Source organism: Corallococcus exercitus (genome assembly GCF_003611585.1).
GTDB classification, from domain to species: domain Bacteria; phylum Myxococcota; class Myxococcia; order Myxococcales; family Myxococcaceae; genus Corallococcus; species Corallococcus exercitus.
Genome location: NZ_RAVW01000134.1, coordinates 1 through 21,816, shown reverse-complemented (window position 1 = coordinate 21,816; position 21,816 = coordinate 1). Strand labels below are relative to the sequence as shown.

Genomic DNA, 21,816 nt, shown 5'->3' with positions numbered 1-21,816 from the left:
GTCCTGGGCGAGGGCGGGCGCGGCAAGAAGGACGAGCAGGGCCAGGGGCCAGCGACGCATGAAACCTCCGGAGGGAAGCGCGGCAGCGTAGCAGAGGACGCCGGGCCGGGGTCCCCCGAGCGAGCGGGCATCGGACGGTCTCTTCGGATGCCACAACGCACCGCGTGCATGTGGGGGCGGACGTTGGTATGGGGGGCGCCCGATGCCTAAGCGCACTGATATCCGGAAGGTTCTCGTGATTGGCTCGGGCCCGATTGTCATCGGGCAGGCCGTCGAGTTCGACTACTCAGGCACCCAGGCGATCAAGGCGCTTCGGGACGAGGGCGTGGAGGTGGTGCTGCTCAACAGCAACCCCGCCACGGTGATGACGGACCCAGAGTTCGCGCACCGCACCTACATTGAACCCATCACCGTGGAGGCTGCGGAGAAGATCCTCGCCGCCGAGCGCCCGGACTCCCTCCTGCCCACCATGGGAGGGCAGACGGCGCTGAACCTGGCGAAGGCGCTCGCGGAGAGGGGCATCCTGGAGAAGTACGGGGTGCGGCTCATCGGCGCGTCGCTGGAGGCCATCAACAAGGCCGAGGACCGCCAGCTCTTCAAGGCGGCCATGCAGAAGATCGGCGTGTCGCTGCCCAAGAGCGGCTACGCCACGACGCTCTCGGACGCCATGGCGCTGGTGGAGGAGATCGGCTTCCCGGCCATCATCCGTCCGTCCTTCACGCTGGGTGGTACGGGCGGCGGCATCGCGTACAACCGCGAGGAGTTCGAGGCCATCTGCCGCTCGGGCCTCAAGGCGAGCCCCACCTCCACCATCCTCGTGGAGGAGAGCGTGCTCGGGTGGAAGGAGTACGAGCTGGAGGTGGTCCGTGACTCCGCGGACAACGTCATCATCATCTGCTCCATCGAGAACCTGGATCCGATGGGCGTGCACACCGGTGACTCCATCACCGTGGCGCCCGCGCAGACGCTGACGGACCGCGAGTACCAGCGCATGCGGCAGGCCTCGCTGGCCATCATCCGCGAGATTGGCGTCGACACGGGTGGGTCCAACATCCAGTTCGGCATCCACCCGGGCGACGGCCGCATGGTCGTCATCGAGATGAACCCGCGAGTGTCGCGCTCCAGCGCGCTGGCGTCCAAGGCGACGGGCTACCCCATCGCGAAGGTCGCCGCGAAGCTGGCGCTGGGCTACACGCTGGACGAACTGCGCAACGACATCACCCGCGACACGCCGGCCTCCTTCGAGCCGACGCTGGACTACGTGGTGGTGAAGGTTCCGCGCTTCAACTTCGAGAAGTTCCCCAAGGCGGACCGCACGCTGACGACGAGCATGCGCTCGGTGGGCGAGGTGATGGCCATTGGCCGCACCTTCCCCGAGGCGTACATGAAGGCGCTGCGCTCCATGGAATTGGGGCGCGTGGGCCTGGAGTCGCCGGAGCTGCCCACGGAGAAGGAGGAGCGGCAGAAGGTGCTGAACGAGGGGCTGCGCGTGCCCCGGCCGGAGCGCCCGTGGTTCGTGGCGCAGGCGTTCCGCGAGGGCATGACGGTGGAGCAGGTGCACCAGCTCTCCGCCATCGACCCGTGGTTCCTGCGGCACATCGAGGCGCTGGTGCACGAGGCGCAGGCGCTGGCGGACATCGGCCGCCTGGATCACCTGCCGGACGACGTGCTCCGTCAGGCGAAGGCGCACGGCTTCTCCGACAAGTACCTGGGCAACCTGATGGGCTACCCGGAGGCGGAAGTGCGGGCGCACCGGCACTCGCGCGGCATCCGTCCGGTGTTCAAGCGGGTGGACACCTGCGCCGCGGAGTTCGAGGCGTACACGCCCTACCTGTACTCCACCTACGAGGAGGAGGACGAGGCCCCCCCCACGGACCGGCAGAAGGTGCTGATCCTGGGCAGCGGCCCCATCCGCATCGGCCAGGGCATCGAGTTCGACTACGCGTGCGTGCACGCGGCCTTCGCGCTGCGCGAGGCCGGGTACGAGACGGTGATGGTCAACTGCAACCCGGAGACGGTGTCCACGGACTACGACACGTCCGACCGCCTCTACTTCGAGCCGCTGACCATTGAAGACGTGCTGGAGGTGTCCCAGCGCGAGAAGCCGGTGGGCGCCATCGTGCAGTTCGGCGGGCAGACGCCGCTGCGCCTGAGCGTGCCGCTGGAGCAGGCGGGGCTGCCCATCCTGGGCACGTCGCCGGACGCCATCGACCGGGCGGAGGACCGCGAGAAGTTCTCCAAGCTGATCGAGAAGCTGGGCCTGAAGCAGCCGGAGAACGGCGTCGCGCGCAGCCACGCGGAGGCCTTCAAGGTGGCCGAGCGCATCGGCTATCCGGTGATGGTGCGTCCGTCCTACGTGCTGGGCGGGCGGGCGATGGAGACGGTCTACGACGCGTCCAGCCTGGAGCGCTACATGCGCGAGGCGGTGAGCGCGTCGCCGGAGCACCCGGTGCTCATCGACCGCTTCCTGAAGGACGCCATCGAGGTGGACCTGGACCTGGTGGCGGACCGCACGGGGCAGGTGCTGATTGGCGGCGTGCTGGAGCACATCCAGGAGGCGGGCGTGCACTCGGGTGACGCGGCGGCGACGCTGCCGCCGCACTCGCTGTCGCCGGACCTGGTGGAGCGGATGAAGGACCAGGCCATCGCCATGGCGCGCGAGCTGGGCGTGGTGGGCCTGATGAACGTGCAGTTCGCCATCCAGGGGAAGAACATCTACATCCTGGAAGTGAACCCGCGCGCCAGCCGCACGGTGCCGTTCATCTCCAAGGCCACGGGCATGCCGATGGCGAAGATCGCCGCGCTCTGCATGGTGGGCAAGACGCTGAAGGAGCTGGGCCGCACGGAGGAGCCGGAGTTCCGGCACGTCGCGGTGAAGGAGAGCGTCTTCCCGTTCGCGCGCTTCGCCGGGGTGGATGTGATCCTGGGCCCGGAGATGAAGTCCACGGGCGAGGTGATGGGCCTGGCGGAGGACTACGCGTCGGCGTTCGCGAAGAGCCAGCTGGCGGCGGGCGTGAAGCTGCCCAAGACGGGCCGGGTGTTCATCTCCGTGAAGGACGAGGACAAGCCCGCGGTGGTGGATCTGGCCCGGCGCCTGCGGTCCCTGGGCTTCAGCCTGACGGCGACGGCGGGCACGCACGACTACCTGCAGACGAAGGGCATCGAGTCGCAGCGGGTGCAGAAGGTGAAGGAGGGCCGGCCGAACATCGTCGACAAGATCGTCGACGGGGAGATCGTGCTGGTCATCAACACCACCTTCGGCAAGCAGGAGATCGCGGACAGCTTCTCCATCCGCCGTGAGTCGCTGATGCACTCGGTGCCGTACTACACGACGGTGCAGGCGGCGCGCATGGCGGTGGGCGCGCTGGAGTCGCTGAAGCGCTCGGACCTCGCGGTGAAGCCGCTGCAGGCGTACCTGTACGGCGAGAACGGCGTGCCTCCGGCGCGGAAGTAGTTGCCGTCAGGGTTCGCGGCCCCCGGGTGACCGGGGGCCGCTTTTTTTTGGAGCGGATGCACGCGCGTCGAAAGGTTCCGGCCTGCGCTCAAGAAGGCGGCGTCACGAATCGGGATGGAGGTCCACTTCGGACCTGGCGCGACGCCGGAAGCCATCGACGCGTGTGCGCGGCGACTGGGCGTGACGTTCCCCGCGAGGCCGAGGAGCATCCGGCCGGGGCCTGTACGCAGGTGTTCCTGGGGGCACAGGACGTGACGGCGCTCCGTGCGAGCATTACCGACCCCGTCGAGCAGGCGTTCTGTGACGTGGCCTTCAGCGCGGTGATGATCCGATGACGGAACGGTGATGCACCCGCGGCTGGGTTTGATCCTACCTTCTTCGCCAGGGTCGTGAAGAACCTGGCGTCGCGCAAGGCAGACGTGTTGCGCGTGCTCCAAGGGCGAGAAACTGAACCTGCTCTGAGTCGCGATATCTGTCGTTGGCCGTGTCGGCTGGGAATTGGAGAATGTCAGACCATGAAGGCGTCAATGCGGGCGCTGCTCGGGGCATCATTGGCCATCGCAGGATGCGGTCACGCGCGCAGAGAGGTAACGGAGGCCTACGATACAGACCGCATTCGGGCTGCCGTGTTCCAGCATGTGCTGGCGCAGCCCTTCTCCGAGGCCAGTCTTGGTGATGGACTCGTCTATTGTCTTGATTTTGAGAGCTACAAATCCGCCCCGTTCTCCGGATGGAATCGCGAGGGGCCACGGTTCGTGGTGCCTGTCGATGAGTGCAAGATTTCCGCAGCCGGTGTCACCTTGGCTGGCCGGCGTCCTGGAGCCGTTGCTGGGACGGCAGCCAAGATTACAGGGTCGTTCCTGTCTGTCCGAGACTTTGATTGGGCGACCAGAGACAAGGTCCACGCCACGCTGAACGTGTACTGCGGGGGGCTGTGCGGGGGGTGGTCCGATGTCGAGCTCGTGCGCTCCGGAGATGGCTGGGAGGTAACGTCGTTGGAAAACAGGGGACGGTACTGATTGGGGATGCTCAAGCCACAGGCAGCTCCACGATGAACGTCGCACCCTGCCCGGGTTGGCTCTCCGCGCGCAGGGTGCCGTGGTGGGCTTCGACAATCTGCCTTGTGATGAAGAGGCCCAATCCCAGACCTCCGTAATGCCTTGTCGACACGGCGCGGGTGAACTTCTCGAAGATGGCCTGGAGGCTCCCCTGCGCGATGCCGATGCCTTCGTCCCTCACGCTCAGCCGGGCCTGGCCCAGGCTCTTCTCCACCCGGAGCGTCACCGGGTGGCCCGCGCCGTACTTCAGGGCGTTGGACAGCAGGCTGCTCACCACCTGCTCCAGCCGGTGGCGGTCCCAACGCCCCACCACGCCCGGGGCAGCTTCGACGATGAGCTCGCAGCCCACCTTCACCGCCTGCGCCTTGAAGCGCTCCACCTCCTCGCGCACCACGTCCGCCAGGTCCACTTCCTCCAGCCGCAGCGGCGCGGCGGGGCCCGTGAGCTGCGTCACCTCCAGCAGGTCGTTGATGAGCGTGGTCATCTTCCTGACCTGCCCGGAGACGGTCTCCGCCGTCTTCAATACGCGCTCCCGCAGCGCCTCCAGCGTCTGGGCGGACTGCGCGTCCTTCACCAGCGCCTGGAGCTTGAGCTGCAACGGCGTCAGCGGCGTCTTCAATTCGTGCGACGCCACCGTCAGGAACTCGTCCCGCAGGGACACCGCGTGCTGGAGCTGTGCCTGCGTCTTGCGCAGCTCGGTGACGTCCTGGAGCCCCAGGAGGACCGAAGCGGGATGGCCGTGCTGGGCGGGCAGGGGGGCCGCCTCCACCAGCAACGAGTAGTGCCCAGTGGGCGTGTGCCAGACGACCGGCTCCCCGTGCACGGACGCGCCCTTCGCCGCCCGGACGCCGGGGATCTCATCCATGGTCATCTCCCGGCCTGCTTCGTCCGTGAAGCGGTGCTCGCCCGAATAGGTCTCCTCCCGCAGGCCCCCGGGGAAGTCGCCGCCGGCCATCTGCCGGGCCACCTGGTTCGCGAAGAGGACCCGGCCGGTCCGGGGCTCCACCAGGATCAGCGCCACCGGCGTCCGGTCCAGCACCGCCTCCAGCCATTGCTGCTGGTTCCTCAGCGACGCGGCCCACTCCTCCAGCTTCTTCCGGGCCTCCACCCGCTCCGTCACGTCGATGGAGAAGGACAGGACGGAATCCACCTGGCCGTTCACGTCGCGCAGCGGCTGGTACGCGACGTCGAATTGCCGCGTCGATGGCTTCCCGTCGCCCTGGAAGTCGGTGGTGATCGCGACCTCCTTCTCGATCAACGCCTCTCCCTGGGTATAGGCCCGCTCCAGCATCCGCGAGTACTCGAGCCCCCGGGCGTCCGCGACGTCCTTGATGGAGATGCCTATCAGGTCCGCGCCTCCCGACAGCTGCTTGTAGAGGGGGTTCACCAGCGTGAAGACCTGTCGCTCTCCGGAAAGGATGGCGATGGACGCCGGGGCGCTTGTCAGCACGGCGCTCAGCCTCGCGCGCTCGTTCTCCGCCCGGGCCTCCGCCTGCTTGCGCTCGGTGATGTCCTCCGCCGTGGACACCCATTCGCGGATGGCGCCCTTGTCCCCGAACACGGGAACGGCCCGGCCCACGACGTCCCGGTAGCCCCCGGCGCGGAAGCGCAGGCGGAACTCGCCCTGGTAGGACGTCTTCGTGCGCAGGGATTCCACCCAGCCGCGCACCACGCGCTTGCGGTCATCCGGGTGGATGGCGGTGAGCCAGCCCAGCCCCAGGTGCTCCGCGTGCGTCTGGCCGGTGAAGTCCATCCAGCGCGGCGCGGGCTCCACGACCTCTCCCCGGGCGTTGGTGGTCCACACCGGCTGCGCCATGGCCTCCACCAGTGAGCGGTATCGCTGCTCGCTGGCCCGGAGCGCGTCATGGGCCCTCCGCTGCTCGGTGACCTCCGTGACGGTGACGCCGATGCCCAGCAGCACGTCCGCTTCCGTGCGCACCGGGTAGTAGCCGACGAGGAAGTGGCGCTCGATGCCCATGTCCTTCGACGTGGCGGTGCTGACCTCCACCGTCTGCGCGGCCCCCCCGTCCAGGATGCGCTGGTACTGGGGGCGGAGCGTGGGCCACAGCTCCGGGACGATCTCCTTCACCTTGCGGCCCAGGTGGGCCGCGCGCGGGAGGCCGTTCATGGCGGCGAGCGCGTCGTTGACCTGGACGAAGCGCTGCTCCATGTCCACGACCGCGAGCCCCACCGGCGTGCTCGCCACCAGCGTCTCGAGGAGCAGCCGGGAGTGCGCATCGGTGATGGACTCGGGGGCCTCCGGGTCGAAGCTTGCGCTGTGACTCTCCACGCGCGCCTCCTCTGACCCCGGCCCTTCCCGGCGAGCTTGGAGGCAGGGCCCCGTAACGCCGCTTCCCACCATGGGAGTGGCCTGACCTGGAGGGTGTGCATCCGCAACCCGCGAGGGCAGTCCGCGCCCACCTGGAGGCGCAGCCACTGATTGGCCGCGCCCTCACGAACGGCCCCGACGACAGACAGCCGGAAGGCCGGGCCCTCACTTCCCGTCCTCGTCTCGCGGGCGCGACTGCCAGGGCCAGCGTCCGTCGGTCTCCACCTCCAGCGTGAAGCTGAGGAAGGTCCGGATGAGGACGATGAGGCCCAGGATGCTCACCTGCCGCAGCGTGGGCGCCTCCGCGACCGTGCGGATGATGTCCGCCGCGACGAGCAGCTCCAGCCCCAACAGGATGGCGCGGCCCAGGCGGTGGCGCAGCTGCCGGTACGCATCCGCGCGCCGCAGGCTGCGGACGTCCGGGATGACGAGCGCCACGGAGACCAACGCTCCCAACACCATCACGCCCACGCCTGACGCCTCGAACAGCTGGGCGGCCAGCGCCACGAAGTCCGCGAATGTCATCCGCCGCTCCCTCCCCGAGAAGATGGCTCGCGATACAGCGGACAGCCACCCCGTCGCCCCTCCCCATGGGATGGGGCCCCCGTCAGAATTGACACACATTCCGTCAAAGCAAGACATGCGTGCAGTGTTGACGCGCGCCGAGTTCCTGGTTCATTGTCGCCGCCCTTCGCGGGATGCGTGCGAAGGACAGGCGGTTCTGCGGGGTGCCGGGGGGGGCCGTGACGCAGCAGCTTGAAACCAGACATGACACTGCCCTGAAGGGTCGCTTCGCGTGATTCGCGAGATCCTCAGCGGACTGCTGTGGCAGGGCCGGATGGCTTTGCGCAGCGGCGACGTGCGCGTCTTCGCCGCGCATGGCTACGTGGATGAGGGTTACCGGCCGTCACGCGTGCCTTTCTTCTCCGTCGTCGGTCCGCTGGGCCTCTTCCCCGAACCCGAGCGCGAGAACGGCCGCACCGGCGTCGCCACCGTCCGCGTCCCGGGCCACCTCCTCGGCAGGCCTCGCGCCGCCTCGGACAGCGTGCCCCCGGGCGGCTCGCTCAAGCTGCGCCTGGATGGCCGCGCCACCGTCACCCTCACGGGCCTGCCGGGTGGCTCGTTCGCCAACACCGCCACGGGCCCTTCGCTCGTCGCCGCCATCAACGCGAAGCTGGAGGACGCGCTCACCGGCGGTCTCTTCCAGGAGCCCACGGGCGCGCCGCTCACGGACCCCCTGCTGCTGGAAGCGCTCACCGCCGTCACCGCGCGCTGGGACGTGGAGGGCAGCCGGCTCGCGCTCAGCTCCGACGCGGGCATTGCCTCCATGGAGTTCCGCTCCAGCGTGGAGGTGCTGCCCATCACCGGCAGCATCGCGGGCCCCCTGGGCCTGGAGCCTCCGGAGCGGGCCCAGGAGGGCAGGGCGTTCCTGAGCAAGATTCGCGCGCCCAAGGCCATGGCCATCGACGTGCAGGTGGACCTGTGGGCGGGCTCGCAGGTGGACCTGGCGTCCATCATGGACACGGTGGCGCTCTCCATCCCCACGCGCGGGCAGATGGTCCTCCGCCCGTCGCTCCTGGCCGAGGACGTGCCCGACGGCGCCACCCAGCTCCGGCTCCTGCCGCGCGGCGAGCCCACCACGCTCATGTCCCTGGCGCACCTGGAGGCCAGTGACCAGGGCCTGGAGCGCGCGCGCGGCGGGCGCGTGGACCTGACGCCGGGCGCGTCCTTCCTGCCGGCCTCCGAGGGCCTGCGCCTGTCCGGTACCGGCACTGCCTCCGTCCTCGTCTACCCCATGCCCGCCGTGCCGGATCCCTTCCACGCCGACAATCCGGCCCCGGACGGACTGGCGCTGTCGGTGGGGCTGCGGGTCGCCTCCGGCGCGGTGGCCGCGCAGACGCTGCCGGTGGCCGTCCTGATGTCGCAGGCGCAGCCCGTGCTGCGGCTCGTCGTCCGCTATGAGCAGGTGGGCACCCGGCTCATGGGCGAGGTGGTGGCCACCGCGACGCTGTCCCAGGGGAGCGGCACGCAGGTCGCGGAGACGCGCTGGCGCCTTGCCTCGGAGCGACTGGAGGCCGGCGTGGTGCTGCACGCCCGGCTGGAGGCAGGGGAGGGCGTGGTGTGGCTGTCGGCGGATGGGATGCCGCAGCCGCTCCAGGACGCGGAGGCCACGCCCGCGCCGCCCGTCGCCGCGCCCGGCGTCACCGTCGCCGGCAGCGACATGGTGCTCATGCTGGGGGCGCAGACGGGCACGCCGTTGGACTTCACGGTGGACCACCTGCACCTGGTGGCGGAGCCCGTGGGGCCGTTGGATCCGGCGCTGCGCCGCAGCGTCACCGCGGCCTCGCGCCTCAAGGTCGGCGACGTGGTGGTGCTGGGCGAGAGCGAGGACGGCTACCGCGTGGGCAAGCGGCGCTTCCAGGCGCTGGTGCTGGGGCTGGACGGCGACGCGGTGACGCTCAGCAAGCCCGTGGAGGGGGTCTGGGCCCGGGGCCGCACGCTGGTGTTCGAGGAGGAGTGCTTCTTCTTCCAGACCCAGCTGCGCCGCCGCGACGACCTCCTGAACCACCTGTACCGCTGCTGCGTGGACTACCGCGTCTCCGCGTTGATGGACGAGCCGAACGCGCGCCCCACCGCCCGCCTCGTCGAGAAGCCCCAGGTGGACCTCATCGCGCGCGGTGCCTCGCGCGGCGCCAGCGGTCACCCGGGAACGTCCGTCACCGAAGTCGATACCGCCAGGCGCGGGACCATCTGAAACCAGGAGGATGAACGTGGCTGAGCGATTGCATCCGGGCGTCTATGTCGAAGAGATCAGTGCCGGTGCGCGCCCCATCGAAGGGGTGGGCACGTCCACGGCGGCGTTCGTCGGTCGCACGGCGCGCGGCATCCCGGGCCTGGCCTGGTTCGTCACCGGCTTCGCCGAGTACGAGCGCGCCTTCGGAGGCCATGAGCCCGGGGAGGCGGGCCTCGTCGCGCAGGCGGTGGAGGCCTTCTTCGATTCCGGCGGACGGCGCGCCTACGTCGTGCGCGTGCTGCCCTCCGACGCGGTGGCAGGCGCGTCCGCGCCCCTCGTCTCGCGTGCGGGTGGCGGCCTCAACGCCCTCACGTTCCTCGCGCGGGGCGCGGGCGAGTGGTCCGACTTCCTTCGCGTCCACGTGAGCGACTCCATCAACTTCCCCAGCGAGGCCTTCCGCGTGGAGGTCACCTGGACGGAGGCCGGGTCTACGCGCCGCCTGGAGACGTTCGAGGACGTGCGCATGGACCCGTCCAGCGAGGATTACGTCGCTGACCGCATCAACGACATCTCCCGCTACATCCGCGTGCGCGACGAGTTCCAGGTGAGGCTGGCCGCGCAGCCGCCCGGCTCGGTGCTCGTTCCCGGCGTTCCGCCCAGGCTCAAGGCCGCAGTGCTGTCCGGGACGAAGTACAGCCTCTACGACGGCGGCAAGCTGCAGCTCTCCACCTGGGACGAGGCCCAGCCGGACCTGCCCCGCACGACGCTGGACGTGCCCATCACCCAGTCCCTGGTGACGACCGCGGTGCCGGCCGCCACGTTCGCCAATGGCCGCGCGCAGCTGGACGCCACCCAGCTCAAGGCCTTCCTCACCCAGGCCGTCACCGCCGCGGGGCTCACCAACACCCTCGTCATCGGCGGCACGGACTCGCCGGAGATTTCGCTGAAGGTGGCCACCGGGCCCACGCTCACCATCCCCAAGCCTGCGGGGGCGACGTACGACCTGGATCCGGAGGACGCGAAGGTCACCGTGGGGCCGCCGGGTGCCACCACGGTGGTGCCCATCCCCATCCTCGCGGCGAACGCGGGGGCGGTGACGCCCGCGGAGCTGAACCACTCGCTGGCGACGGCGCTCGCCGGCAAGGTCGCGTCGGTGGTGACGGACGCGCAGGGCAACACCGTCATCACGGGGCTGGCCACGGCCGCGGGCACCTCCACGCTGTCGCTCTCCGCCACCGGCTTCACCGGCACCGCCGCCGCCGGCTCGGCGGGGCTGACGGCGGAGACCTTCGATGGACTCCAGCTGTCCATCAGCGAAACGCTCCAGCCCACGGTGCCCACCATGCTCCGGCAGCTGGGCTTCCCGGCGCGCGCCCGGGGCTACTCCGACGACTCGCCCGCGAACCCCGTCGTGCGTCCGGCGGCGGTGACGAACGTGCGGCTGCTGGGCGGCGACGACGGCACGGGCCTGCTGGACACGTCCGACTTCGCGGGCGACGCGGCGTCGCGCACGGGCCTGCACGCGCTGGACACGGAGGAGGTCAATATCGTCGCGCTGCCCGGCAAGAACGAGGTGTCGTTCATCTCCGCCGGCATCGCGTACTGCGACAACCGGGGGGACTGCTTCTTCCTCGCGGACGGCCCCGGCGGCGTGGACAAGGACTTCGTCGTCGTGCCGGACGACGCGAAGCAGTTCGTGGAGGGGCTGCCTTCGCGCTCGAAGAACTCCGCCATGTTCTACCCGTGGATCCGCGTGGCGGACCCCGTGGGCGTGGGCCGCAACCCCACGCGGCTGGTGCCTCCGTCCGGCCACGTGGCGGGTCTCTTCGCGCGCACGGACACCACGCGCGGCGTGTGGAAGGCGCCCGCCGGCATCGAGGCGTCCATCTCCGAGGCGCTGGGCCTCCAGTACCCCGTCATCGACGAGGAGCAGGACCTGCTCAACCCGGTGAGCCTCAACTGCCTGCGCCAGTTCCCCGGCGTGGGGCTGGTGTCGTGGGGCTCGCGCACGCTGTCGCCCGACCCCGAGTGGCGCTACATCCCGGTGCGCCGCACCGCGCTCTTCCTCAAGGAGTCCCTGCGGCGCGGCCTGATGTGGGCGGTGTTCGAGCCCAACGACGAGGAGCTGTGGGGCCGCATCCGCGTCGCCATCGAGTCCTTCATGCTGGGGCTGTTCCGGCAGGGCGCCTTCCAGGGCAGCACGCCCGAGGAGGCCTTCAGCGTCGTCTGCGACCGGAGCACCAACCCGCAGGAGAACGTGGACGCGGGCATCGTCACCGCGCAGGTGGCCTTCGCGCCGCTGAAGCCCGCGGAGTTCGTGGTCATCGAAATCAGCCAGAAGAGCCTGCTGGCGGCCTGATGCCCACGCCCGTCCCCGCCAACGCCCGCAACCCGCTGCGGACCTTCCGCTTCCGGCTCCGGATGAGCACGTCCGCGGCCGGCGAGTACGTGGCGGGGGTGCGCTCCGTGTCCGGCCTGTCCGTCAACGTGGGGGTCTTCGAGGTCTGGGAGGGCGGCAACAACCTGCACCGCTACGCGCAGCCCCACAAGGTGAACTGGGATCCGCTCGTGCTGGAGCAGGGGCTGGCGCTGGACGACACGCTGGAGCGCTGGGCGCGCGCGGTGCTGGAGTTCGCGCGCACCGGCAAGGCGCCCGGCGAGCCGGTGAAGCGCGACCTCTTCATCGACCTGTGGGACGCCTACGCGCACCCCACGGACGTGCCCGCGCCCGGAGGCCTGGAGGCGCGCATCCGCAGCTTCCACGTGCACAACGCGTGGGTGAGCAAGTTCCACGCCCTGCCCAAGCTGGACGCCATGGCGGGGGAGGTGGCGCTCCTGTCGCTGGAGCTCACCCACGAGGGCTGGGAACCGGTGCCCCGGCCCGTCCTGTCCAAGCCGGCGACGACCGTCACGACGCCCTGACGTCCCCATTCGAGGAGTAACGCCATGCCCCGATTCGTCGAATCCACGAAGCGCGACCCGTACCGCAACTTCAACTTCCGCGTGCTCTTCAACAACATCGAGGTGGCCGCGTGCCGGAAGATCTCCGGCCTCACCGGCACCGTGGAGGTGGTGAAGTTCCGCTCCGGCAATAGCACCTCCACCGTGGACGAGCTGTCCCCGGGCCGCGTGCACTACGAGCCCTTCACGCTGGAGGCGGGCCTCACCCAGGACACCACGTTCCGGGACTGGGCCCTCCAGCTCATCCGCCACGAGGCCACGCCGGGCTTCCGCGCCGCGGAGCCGGACTACCGGCGCACGGTGGAGATCCTCGTCTACGACCTGGACTTCAACCGCGCGGTGAAGAAGTTCGTGCTGCGCAACGCGTGGGTCTCGAAGTTCACCGCGATGTCGGAACTCGCCGCGGAGGCGAACGAGATCCTCATTGAGACCGTGGAGATCCAGCACGAGGGCTTCACGCTGGAGGCGGTGGTCTGACGTGCTCCTCGAGCCTCCCATCCCGGTGCTGCTGCCGCACGGCCTCTTCGACGAGGACGGCCGCTGTCACCGCCAGGGCGAATTGCGCCCGCTCACCGGCCGCGAGGAGTGGGCGCTGGCCCAGGCCGGCGAGCGTCCCGGCCCGCGCGCGGTGAGCGCGTTGCTCGCGGCGTGCCTGGGACGGCTGGGGGACTATCCGCGCGTGGACGCGGAGCTGGCGGCCTGCCTCACGCGCGGGGACCGGCAGCACCTGGCGCTGCACCTGCGGGCCCGGCTGTACGGGGACCGGGTGACGCTGGTGGCGCGCTGCCCGGCGCCCGGGTGCGAGGCGATGGCGGACGTGGACGTGCGGCTCTCCGCGCTCTCACCGGAGCGCGCCGCTGATGCGCCGGAGGTGCTCACCCTCGCGCTGCCGGAGGGGCGGGCGGAGGTGCGTGAGCCGACGGGCGAGGACGATGCGCTGCTCGCGGACGCGCAGGGCACCCGAGCGGAGCGGTCCTCGCTCCTGTGGTCGCGGCTGGTGGTGGTGGAGGGTCAGGCGCTGACGCCCGACGCGTGGCTTTCGCTGCCTCCTCGCTCGCGGCACGCGGTGGCGCTGGCGCTGGCGGAAGGTTCGTCCGCGCCGGACCTGGGGCTTTTGGCGCGCTGTCCGAAGTGCGCCGCGTGGCTGGAGCTGGAGCTGGATCCGTTCGCGCTGCTGGCGCGCGAGCTGCGCGGTGGGGCGGCGCGGCTGGAGACGGAGGTGCACGTGCTGGCCTTCCACTACCACTGGTCGGAGGCGGACATCCTGGCCCTGCCGCGGTCGCGGCGGTGGCGCTACCTGGAGCTGCTTCGCAACGAGCTGGAAGGCCGTCCGCTGGTGGATGGCTGGAGCTGACGAGAGAGGACGCACACGCCATGGCCCCACCCCCGGTGCAAGGACAGGTCGGACTCACCCGCCGCGAGCTGGAGCGTGAGCTCGCGTGGATGCTGCGCAGCGTGCCGGAGAACCCCAAGGAGTTCATGAAGCTGCTCACCCAGACGGTGGTGACGCTGATGGACAAGAACAACGAAGCCATTGCCCGCGGCCTCGCCCAGCGCGAGTCGACCGGTACCGGCGTCCGGGGGAACGGATGACGCGCAACCTGGACCCGACGCTCATCGCGTTCGACCAGCAGCTCCAGAAGGGCATGCTGGTGACGCTGCCGCAGACGGCCGACGACACGAAGTCGGAGCCGTCCGTGCGCGCGCTGCGCTTCCAGTACAACCCGGAGACGGTGACGCGCACGCGCGCGGGGCAGTGGGAGACGAAGCCCGGCAAGACACCCGAGCAGACCAAGGTCCTCACCGACGGCCAGCGCGGCGGCGGCCTGCACGCCAAGAGCGAGACGATTGCCCTCAAGCTCGTCTTCGACGTGACGGAGGCGCTCCTGCGCGACACGAAGGGGGAGGGCACCCAGGGCGTGCTGCCGGAGCTGGCCATCCTGGAGGGCATGGCGCTGGGCAAGGACCAGACGGGCGAGGAGGAGAAGAAGCCCGCGACGAAGCTCGTGTCGCTCAACCCCACGGAGCTCTTGCTGATGCTGGGGCCGCGCACCTTCCCGGTGGTCATCACCGGCATGACCATCGTGGAGCAGCGCTTCGACCCGGCGCTGTACCCGCTGCGCGCGGAGGTGGACCTGCGCATGCGCATCCTGGAGGTGGGCGAGAACGCGGCGAACAACAAGGTGGCCCAGGCGTTCGCCAACCTGCGCGACCTGCGCCTGAGGATGGAGGACCTGGCGGCGGTGAAGGGCGCGGACGCGAGCACCCTCATCGCGCAGGCCCTGGCGCCGCAGGCGAAGCTCAACGGGGCGAGCTGAGACGCGGCCATGAGCGACCCCTCCTCGCGACACAAGGACCTGCCGACGTACGCGGTGCCGCTGGGCCCGGAGGGCGCCACGGTGTCGCTGTACGTGCCCCGCGTGGCGCCGAGCGTGCCCACATCCCTTTTGCACAAGGTGGTGGCGGGGGACCGGTTGGACCTGCTCGCGCAGCGCTACTTCAGCGATCCGTTCCAGGCGTGGCGCATCGTGGACGCCAACCCCACCTTCGAGCCCGAGGCGCTCCTGGTGCCGGGCACAGTGCTGCTCATCCCGGAGAAGCCCTGATGGCGGAGCAGCGCGCGGCGTTCCTCCAGCTGTGGGTCGACGGGCAGCCCATGACGGACGCCCGGAGCCGGGTGTCGCGCCTGGAGGTGGACGAGCGCACCGATGATGCGTCGTCCTTCCACCTGTCGCTGGACATGGCGCCCACGGACGCGGGGGACTGGGACGCGCTGGCGGACGGCCGGTTCGCGCTGCTCAAGCGCATCACCATCAGCTTCGGGCTGGGGCTTCCGGACAGCGAGGCGCCGGACGTGCAGGAGGTGGTGTTCGACGGGTACATCACCGCGGTCGAGCCGTACTTCGGCCCCTCGCGCGTGCCGGACTCGTCGCTGGAGGTGTACGGGCTGGACGCGTCGTGCCTGATGCACCTGGAGGAGCGCACGCGGTCGTTCAGCGGGTTGTCCGACGCGGGCATCGTGCGCCAGCTCTACGGCGAATATGGCTTCGCGCTGGATGTGCAGGAGACGGCGCCGGTGCGCGACCCGGATCGCGCGGTGGTGCTCCAGCGCGGCACGGATGCGTCGCTCATCCGGTGGCTCGCGCGGCGCAATGGCTACGAGGCCTTCGTGGAGCGCAAGCAGGGCCCCGTGGGCGCGGGCGCCAACGCGGCGCCGGAGTGCGTGGGCCACTTCCACCTGCCCCGGCCAGACGGACCGAAGCAGCCGGACCTGTCGCTGATTCCACGCTCCACGCCGTCCGTCATCGAGCTCAAGGCCCGCTGGGAGAGCCACCGCCCCACGGAGCTGCGGGGTGAGCACATCGACGAGCGCACGCGGCGCATCCGTTCCTCCACGGTGACGGCGCCGCGCTTCCCTCGCATGGGGAGCACCAGCCGCGCGGACATCCTCCAGGCTCGCATGGCGGCGGTGCTGCCCAAGCGGCCCCAGACGAAGGCGGTGGGATTGCAGTTCGTGGACGTGCCGCACGACGTGCCGGAGGTGGAGAACCTGGCGTGGGCGGACTACCGCGAGGCGGACTGGCTGGCGGAGGCGAGCGGCACGGTGCAGGGGCTGCGGTACGAGCGCATCCTGCGCGCCCGGCGTCCGGTGGGGCTCGTGGGCGCGGGCAAGCTGATGGATGGCACCTGGTACGTCCGCGGGGCGCGGCACCGCTGGGTGTGGGCGGAGGCGCTGGCCCGCTACGAAGTCGACGTGGATCTGGCGCGCGACGCGCTCAACGGGGTGGCGTGATGGGGCGCGGCCTGCACTTCCCCTTCCAGCTGGGAGACCTGGGCACGCCCCGCACGGTGGGGACCACGCAGGTCGTCCGGCAGCAGCTGGAGCAGCTGCTCTTCACGCTGCCCGGCGAGCGGGTGAACCGGCCGCGCTTCGGGTGCGGCGTGCAGCGGATGGTGTTCGGCGCCGCGAGCCCGGAGGCCGCCGCCGCGACCGAGTACATCATCCGGCTCAACGTGCAGGAGTTCATGCGCGACGTGGTGCGCCTGGACGCGGTGAAGGTGATCGCCGAGGACGCGACGCTCTACGTGGACATCCTCTACACGCTGCTGGCGACAGGTGAGGAGTACGCGGAGCTGTTCCGCCGGGACCTGGAGGCGCCGCCGTGAGCGCGCGCGTCCTGCCGACCTTGCCGCTGGAGGCCTCACTCGTGACGGGTGAGGTGCATGCGGAGCCGTTCCTCCGGGACCCGGAAGGCACCGCCGTGAGCGTGCGCGTTCTGCTGACCTTGCCGCTGGAGGCCTCACTCGTGACGGGTGAGGTGCATGCGGAGCCGTTCCTCCGGGACCTGGAGGCGTCGCCGTGAGCGCGCGCGTCCTGCTGACCTTGCCGCTGGAGGCCTCTCTCGTGGCGGCCCAGGCCGCGCTGCCGGCGACGCCGCCGGGCGAGGTGGAGTGGGTGCTGCCCGTGGGCGAGGGCGTGCTCACCACGGACCTCGTCGTCGGCACTCCGGCGCATGCGCTGCGGCTCACGGGTGGGCCGGGCGTGACGCTGAAGCTCGACGGTGGCTCGCTTGAAGTCACGGGCCTCGTCACAGGCCTGTCGGGCGTGACGGTGGTGGCGGTGGACGCCGGGTTGATCCTCCTGGGGGCTCGGGTGGAGGTGGCGGACGTCACGGTGAGCGCCAACGCAGCGGGCGACTGCGCGGCGCTGAGCGTGGAGACACCGGACGGCACGGTGGCCATCGACTCGCTTACGGTGACTGCGGCGAAGGGCGAGGACTCGACGGGGCTCCGGCTCCTGGCGGCGGAGGCACGGGTCACGGGCCTGTCCATCGGAGCCGTGGAGGCCACGGTGGGAGAGGCCTTCGGCGTGCGGGCGGTCTGCCAGCGCTCACAGTGGGCGGATGTGACCGTGCGCGATGTCGTGGGCGTGGGGGCGGCCGTGGGTGTGGAACTCGCGGGCTTCACTCGCGCGGATCTGTCCGAGCTCACCGTATCGACGGTGTCCGGCGGGAGCGCGACCGGCGCTCGGGTGCTGGTCGCCCGGGAGGAGGGCGAGGGCCTGTCCGCGGTGGACGTGTCCGTGAGCGACGTGAAGGCGTTGGGGACGGAGTGGAGCGTCGGCCTGATGGCTGCTTCGGTTGGAGCGTTGCAGGTGCGCGGCTTCACCGTGCAGCGGGTGCAGGGGGCGTTCGCGCTGGGCCTGCTCGCGCTGGGCGGCCAGTGCATCGAAACAGGCATCGGGCAGGTGGAGGACGTCGCGGGCGGCTCGCGTGCCACGGGCATGCGGGTGCTGGGCGGTCCTTCGCTGGAGCCGGTGGCGGTTCGCGACGTGGAGGTGAGCCGGGTGTCGGCCGCGCCGGTACCGGTGGCCTCGCAGCCGGCCTCGGCATGGTCGGACTGGCTCACCGCCGCGCTGGATGCCCTGTCGGCTTCGGTCGTGGGGCCGCTGACGCTGCCTGCGTTTCCCTCCGATGCGGACGTCGTGGGCCTGCACGTGGCCGCGCCGCTGGGCGGCCTGGAGCCAGTGCTGGACGTGGGCACGCCGGGGGAGATCTCCGTCGAGGACTGCTCCCTCTTCGTCATCACCGGCACCGCGCTGCAACTGGAGGGCGGGCTTCGCACGGCGCTGGTGCGGCGCACCGAGGCCTGGACGTCGGTGCACGCGGGCTGGCTTCAGTCGGAGCAGCTGCTGCTGGCGCAGCTCACCTGGCACCGGCATGCGCACGGGCTGCGGCTGGGGCCAGGGGAGATTCGCGCGTACGACTCGCTGTTCACGGCCATCGTGGGCGCGCCCTTCGTGCTGGAGACGGACGCGGAGCTGTCCGCTTCGCCCGCGCTGTTCGCTCAAGGCGCGGGCCTGCCGTTCCTGGAGGTGGGGCCGCTGCCGTACCGCACGCCCGGTGCTCCGGAGGTTCCTCCGGTGCTCCTCACCGGTGGCCTTCCGCCCTCGGAGACCGTGGACCTGCGGCTGGTGCCCGATGCGTCCATTTCGCGCGCGGCGGTGCCCGTGCCGGGCGATGGTCCTCGAGACCCTGCGCCGTTCGTGGGGGCGTGGGCTCCCGACGTGGTGCCGGGATGTGACGTGCGGGATCCGCAGCCCCGCCCGTGGCTCGCGGCGCCGGAGCGGCCGGCTCCCGGGGCGTTGGTGGACTACCGCGCTCGCGACGCGCAGTCGCTGCTGGCGGTGATGCTGGAGCGGGCTCGCACCGTGATGACTCCGTGGGAGGACCGGGGGCCCGCGGACTTCACGACCATGCTGCTGGAGGCGGTGGCCGCGCAGCTCGACTCGCTGGCGTACCAGCAGGAGCGCGCGGTGGTGGAGGGCTTCCTGGAGGATGCCCGGCTGCGGCGCTCCGTGGAGGACCACGCGCGGGGCCTGGACTACGTGCCGGACCCCGGACTCTCCGCCACCGTGATGCTGCGGTTCCGGTTGGATTCAACGGCGCTCGCCGCGCTGGTGCAGGCCCGGCTGGAGGAGCTGCACCTGCCCGTGCTTCCACCCGGCACCACCGCGCTGGAGTTCCTCACCGGGGGCGGCGTGCTGGAGATACCCGCCGACACGCTGGTGGCGAATGCCACCACGGACGAGCACTCGCTGGTGTTCGTTACCGAGTCGCCCCTGTCGTACTTCCCCCGGCTGGAGGCCGTGACGCTCGCGGAGTCCGTGCTGCCGGGGGACACCGGAGCCACGCTCGCGGGTCTTTACCCGGAGCTGGAGCCCGGCCGGTGGCTGATCCTCTACCGGGGACGCGGTGAGGGCGGGCACGTGGTGCGCGTGACATCCGTGTCGCTCGCCACCGATACGACCTTCGTCGGGTGGGATCCCCGCCGCTTCGCACCGGAGGCGTTCCTGGCCCCGGGGGACCCCGCGCCCGGACCTCGCGCGACGGTGCTGGGCAACGTGGTGCCCGCGCATCACGGGCTGCCGGTGACGCCGCTTCCGGAGGGCTTCGAGGCGGACTCGGCGGAGCCCTTCGCGCGCAGCCTCGCGCAGTGGCGAGCGCTGCTGTCACCCGTCGTGGACGGCAGCCAGGAGCGCGAGTGGGCCCTGCCGTTCCACCCGGTCAGCGTCCAGGCCTGTGGGTATCCATTGCCGGGAGAGGAATCCCGGCGCGGGACGCCCCAGCTCCAGGTGAGCGTGGAGGACGACCCGTGGACGCTGGTGGACGACCTGTCCGTCCAGGGGCCGGGGGATGAAGTCATCGTGCTGCGCGCGACCCCCACGGGCGGTGCCAGCCTTCGCTGGGGCGATGGCATCAACGGCGCCGCGCTGCCGCCTCGTGAGACGACGCTGGGGCTGTCACTGCGGATCGGCCTGGGGACGTTGGCCAACGTGGGGGAGGGCGTGCTCACGCGGCTGCTCCAGGTGCCGTTGGATCCGCAGCGCTCCGCGTCCGCGGGCGAGCTGCTGGCCCAGTCGATGGACGACCTGCGCCTGCTGGTGCGCGTGGACAACCCGCTGCCCGCGGTGGGGGGACGGGATCCGGAGTCGCTCGACTCCATCCGCTATCGCGCGCCGGCGGGCGTGTCGCAGCCGCTGTCCGCCGTCACCGTCGAGGACTACGTGCGGATGCTCCAGCAAATGCCGGAGGTGGCCGGGGCCTCCGCGCGCGTCGTGGACCGGGACCTGCGCACGGTCATCCGCGTGACGGTGCTGCTGCGCGACGAGGACACGCTGGACCGCGACGAGCTGCTGCGCCGCTGGGCCGGGGTGCGGCGGCGGTTGGAGGAGATCCGCCTGCTGGGCGCGGACGTGGAAGCGCTGCCGCCCAGGTGGGTGCCTCTGGATCTGGACCTGGAGGTGGATGCCGCGCCGCACGCGCAGGCGGATCAGGTGCGCGACGCGGTGGTGGGCGCCATCGCGGGTGACGGGGGCCTGTTGGATCCGGACCGCTCCGGCCTGAACGGCGATGTGCAGCTCGCGGACCTGTACCAGGCGGTGCTGCGCGTGCCGGGTGTGACGGCGGTGCGGGTGAAGCGCTTCCGCCGGCTGGAGCCCCACGCGCAGGAGCGGCTGGAGTCGGGCGTCATCCCCATTGGACCGGAGGAGGTGGCCACCGCTCGCGGAGGTTACTGGCCGGGCTCGGAAGGCGTCCTCACCGTGCAGGTCTGCGGAGGGCTGCGATGAGCCGCGTTCCTTCCACGCACCAGGCGCTGACGCATGAGCAGCTCCGCACCCGCCTGGGAGAGTCGGCGCGCATCGTCTTCTCCCGGCTGGACGAGGCACCCACGTGGAACCCGCTCGCGTACGCGGCACCGTCCTCGGTGGACCTGGGGCGCGGGTTGCTCGACAGCGTGGCGCTGGCGCTGCACGTGCTGTGGACGTACCAGCAGGCGTGGGCGGAGGAGGGCTTCCTCGCCACCGCGCGGCTGGAGGACTCCGTCTCCAAGCTGCTTGGGCACATCGGCTACCGGCCGAGCCCGGGCACCGCGGCGGTGGGGCTCCAGCACTTCCGCTGCAAGGCGAACGTGCGCGGCACGCTGCCGGCTGGGACGGCGGTGAATTCAGCGGCGGAGGGGGAAGAGGCCGCCGCCGTTTTCGAGACGCTCGCGCCACTGCGCTTGCTGCCGGAGCTCAATGAGCTTCGCGCGTTCCTGCCTCCTCGCACGGGCGCGGAGGCGGGGACGGGAACAGGAACTGGGACGGGCGGAGGCACGGGCACGGGCGGCACGGGCACGGGGGGCACAGGTGCGCCTTCCGGCGAGGCGGGTGAGCCCGGTGCTCCGCCGCCCACGGGCGGCATCTTCGGGCCGGGGTCGGTGGTCGCGGGCCTTCAGGAACGCATCGAGGTGCAGCGCCACGGTCCGCTGGAGGAGCGGCGGGTGGCTCGGGCGAAGCAGGATGCTCGCAAGCTGGCGTCGCTGATGAAGACGCTGGACCTGGGCGGGGATGCCGCGTGCAAGGGCACCCTGGACGCGCTCTGCGAACAGCTGTGCGAGGCCCAGAAGGTCGTGGCGCAGGCGGTGCCCCCGCCCGGCCGTCCCGTGGGGGCGTTGTCCGAGTCGCAGGAGATCCTCGCCCGCCAGCTTCGAAATCTACAGAAGCGGCAGGCGGAGGCACTGGCCGCGCTGGAGGCGGCCCTGGCGCCATGCGCGGACGAGGACCCTGCGCTGCACGCCGTGCGGTTGGACCAGATGGTCACGTTCCTGGATGCCTTCGTGAACAGCCTCATCCAGGAGGCGCGGGATCAGCTCGTCATCCTCAAGGGCAGCGAGGCGCTGAACCGTGCGGACCTCGCCTTCGGCGCGGAGGCGGGGGTGGCCCGGCCGCTTGGGG

Annotated in this window: 18 protein-coding genes; 16 read left to right on the top strand and 2 right to left on the bottom strand. The window is 70.9% G+C overall.

The genetic code is table 11. The features are described 5' to 3' along the window. Positions 1–202 precede the first annotated feature (202 nt). The 3 genes from carB (at position 203) to D7W79_RS44530 (ending at position 4,473) form a co-directional block, all read left to right on the top strand. The gene (gene carB, locus D7W79_RS18280; RefSeq protein WP_120526667.1) at positions 203–3,454 is read left to right on the top strand and encodes a carbamoyl-phosphate synthase large subunit; all 3,252 of its coding nucleotides are present in this window, start codon (positions 203–205) and stop codon (positions 3,452–3,454) included. Positions 3,455–3,615: 161 nt separating this feature from the next. Then, positions 3,616–3,789 carry a hypothetical protein gene (locus D7W79_RS43680; RefSeq protein ID WP_158616993.1) on the top strand — a complete coding sequence of 58 codons (174 nt, stop codon included), beginning with the start codon at positions 3,616–3,618 and terminating at the stop codon, positions 3,787–3,789. 180 nt (positions 3,790–3,969) lie between these two features. After that, positions 3,970–4,473, top strand: coding sequence for a hypothetical protein (locus D7W79_RS44530; RefSeq protein ID WP_171435518.1), 504 nt, complete (start codon positions 3,970–3,972; stop codon positions 4,471–4,473). Positions 4,474–4,483: 10 nt separating this feature from the next. Here the strand turns inward: D7W79_RS44530 and D7W79_RS18275 are convergent, their stop codons facing one another. Both D7W79_RS18275 and D7W79_RS18270 read right to left on the bottom strand, forming a co-directional pair. After that, complete coding sequence (locus tag D7W79_RS18275) at positions 4,484–6,802, bottom strand: PAS domain-containing sensor histidine kinase (RefSeq protein ID WP_158616992.1); 2,319 nt, start codon at positions 6,800–6,802, stop codon at positions 4,484–4,486. Positions 6,803–7,006: 204 nt separating this feature from the next. Further along, entirely contained in the window at positions 7,007–7,366 is a 360-nt protein-coding gene (locus D7W79_RS18270; RefSeq protein WP_120526665.1) for a DUF1622 domain-containing protein, read from the bottom strand. A 271-nt stretch (positions 7,367–7,637) separates the two neighbouring features. Here D7W79_RS18270 and D7W79_RS18265 point away from each other — a divergent pair, with 271 nt between their 5' ends. The 13 genes from D7W79_RS18265 to D7W79_RS18205 all read left to right on the top strand — a co-directional run. Further along, positions 7,638–9,596, top strand: coding sequence for a hypothetical protein (locus D7W79_RS18265; protein WP_120526664.1), 1,959 nt, complete (start codon positions 7,638–7,640; stop codon positions 9,594–9,596). A 16-nt stretch (positions 9,597–9,612) separates the two neighbouring features. Then, positions 9,613–11,934, top strand: coding sequence for a phage tail sheath subtilisin-like domain-containing protein (locus D7W79_RS44280; protein ID WP_167497714.1), 2,322 nt, complete (start codon positions 9,613–9,615; stop codon positions 11,932–11,934). Beyond that, entirely contained in the window at positions 11,934–12,497 is a 564-nt protein-coding gene (locus D7W79_RS18255) for a phage tail protein (protein ID WP_120526662.1), read from the top strand. The genes D7W79_RS44280 and D7W79_RS18255 overlap by 1 nt, the downstream gene beginning before the upstream one ends. Positions 12,498–12,521: 24 nt before the next feature. Then, a complete protein-coding gene (locus tag D7W79_RS18250) occupies positions 12,522–13,013 on the top strand; it encodes a phage tail protein (protein WP_120526661.1) in 492 nt (163 codons plus the stop codon). A gap of 1 nt (position 13,014) precedes the next feature. Then, positions 13,015–13,890 carry a hypothetical protein gene (locus D7W79_RS18245; RefSeq protein ID WP_120526660.1) on the top strand — a complete coding sequence of 292 codons (876 nt, stop codon included), beginning with the start codon at positions 13,015–13,017 and terminating at the stop codon, positions 13,888–13,890. Positions 13,891–13,910: 20 nt separating this feature from the next. After that, the gene (locus D7W79_RS18240; protein WP_147441960.1) at positions 13,911–14,129 is read left to right on the top strand and encodes a hypothetical protein; all 219 of its coding nucleotides are present in this window, start codon (positions 13,911–13,913) and stop codon (positions 14,127–14,129) included. Next, positions 14,126–14,854, top strand: a complete 729-nt coding sequence (locus D7W79_RS18235; RefSeq protein ID WP_120526658.1) for a CIS tube protein — start codon at positions 14,126–14,128, stop codon at positions 14,852–14,854. The genes D7W79_RS18240 and D7W79_RS18235 overlap by 4 nt, the downstream gene beginning before the upstream one ends. 9 nt (positions 14,855–14,863) lie before the next feature. Further along, positions 14,864–15,142 (top strand): LysM peptidoglycan-binding domain-containing protein, encoded by a 279-nt coding sequence (locus D7W79_RS18230; RefSeq protein ID WP_120526657.1) that lies wholly within the window; start codon positions 14,864–14,866, stop codon positions 15,140–15,142. Beyond that, a complete protein-coding gene (locus D7W79_RS18225; RefSeq protein WP_120526656.1) occupies positions 15,142–16,329 on the top strand; it encodes a phage late control D family protein in 1,188 nt (395 codons plus the stop codon). Before D7W79_RS18230 ends, D7W79_RS18225 begins: the two co-directional genes overlap by 1 nt. Then, positions 16,329–16,703: a GPW/gp25 family protein gene (locus tag D7W79_RS18220; protein WP_120526655.1), complete on the top strand. Its 375-nt coding sequence runs from the start codon at positions 16,329–16,331 to the stop codon at positions 16,701–16,703. Before D7W79_RS18225 ends, D7W79_RS18220 begins: the two co-directional genes overlap by 1 nt. Then, on the top strand, positions 16,700–16,900 hold the full coding sequence (locus D7W79_RS18215; protein WP_120526654.1) for a hypothetical protein: 201 nt from the start codon (positions 16,700–16,702) through the stop codon (positions 16,898–16,900). The genes D7W79_RS18220 and D7W79_RS18215 overlap by 4 nt, the downstream gene beginning before the upstream one ends. Further along, positions 16,897–20,667 carry a baseplate J/gp47 family protein gene (locus D7W79_RS45775; RefSeq protein ID WP_120526653.1) on the top strand — a complete coding sequence of 1,257 codons (3,771 nt, stop codon included), beginning with the start codon at positions 16,897–16,899 and terminating at the stop codon, positions 20,665–20,667. The genes D7W79_RS18215 and D7W79_RS45775 overlap by 4 nt, the downstream gene beginning before the upstream one ends. After that, positions 20,664–21,816: hypothetical protein (locus D7W79_RS18205; RefSeq protein ID WP_208729765.1), on the top strand; the 1,153-nt coding region annotated here is incomplete at its 3' end. The genes D7W79_RS45775 and D7W79_RS18205, both read left to right, overlap by 4 nt.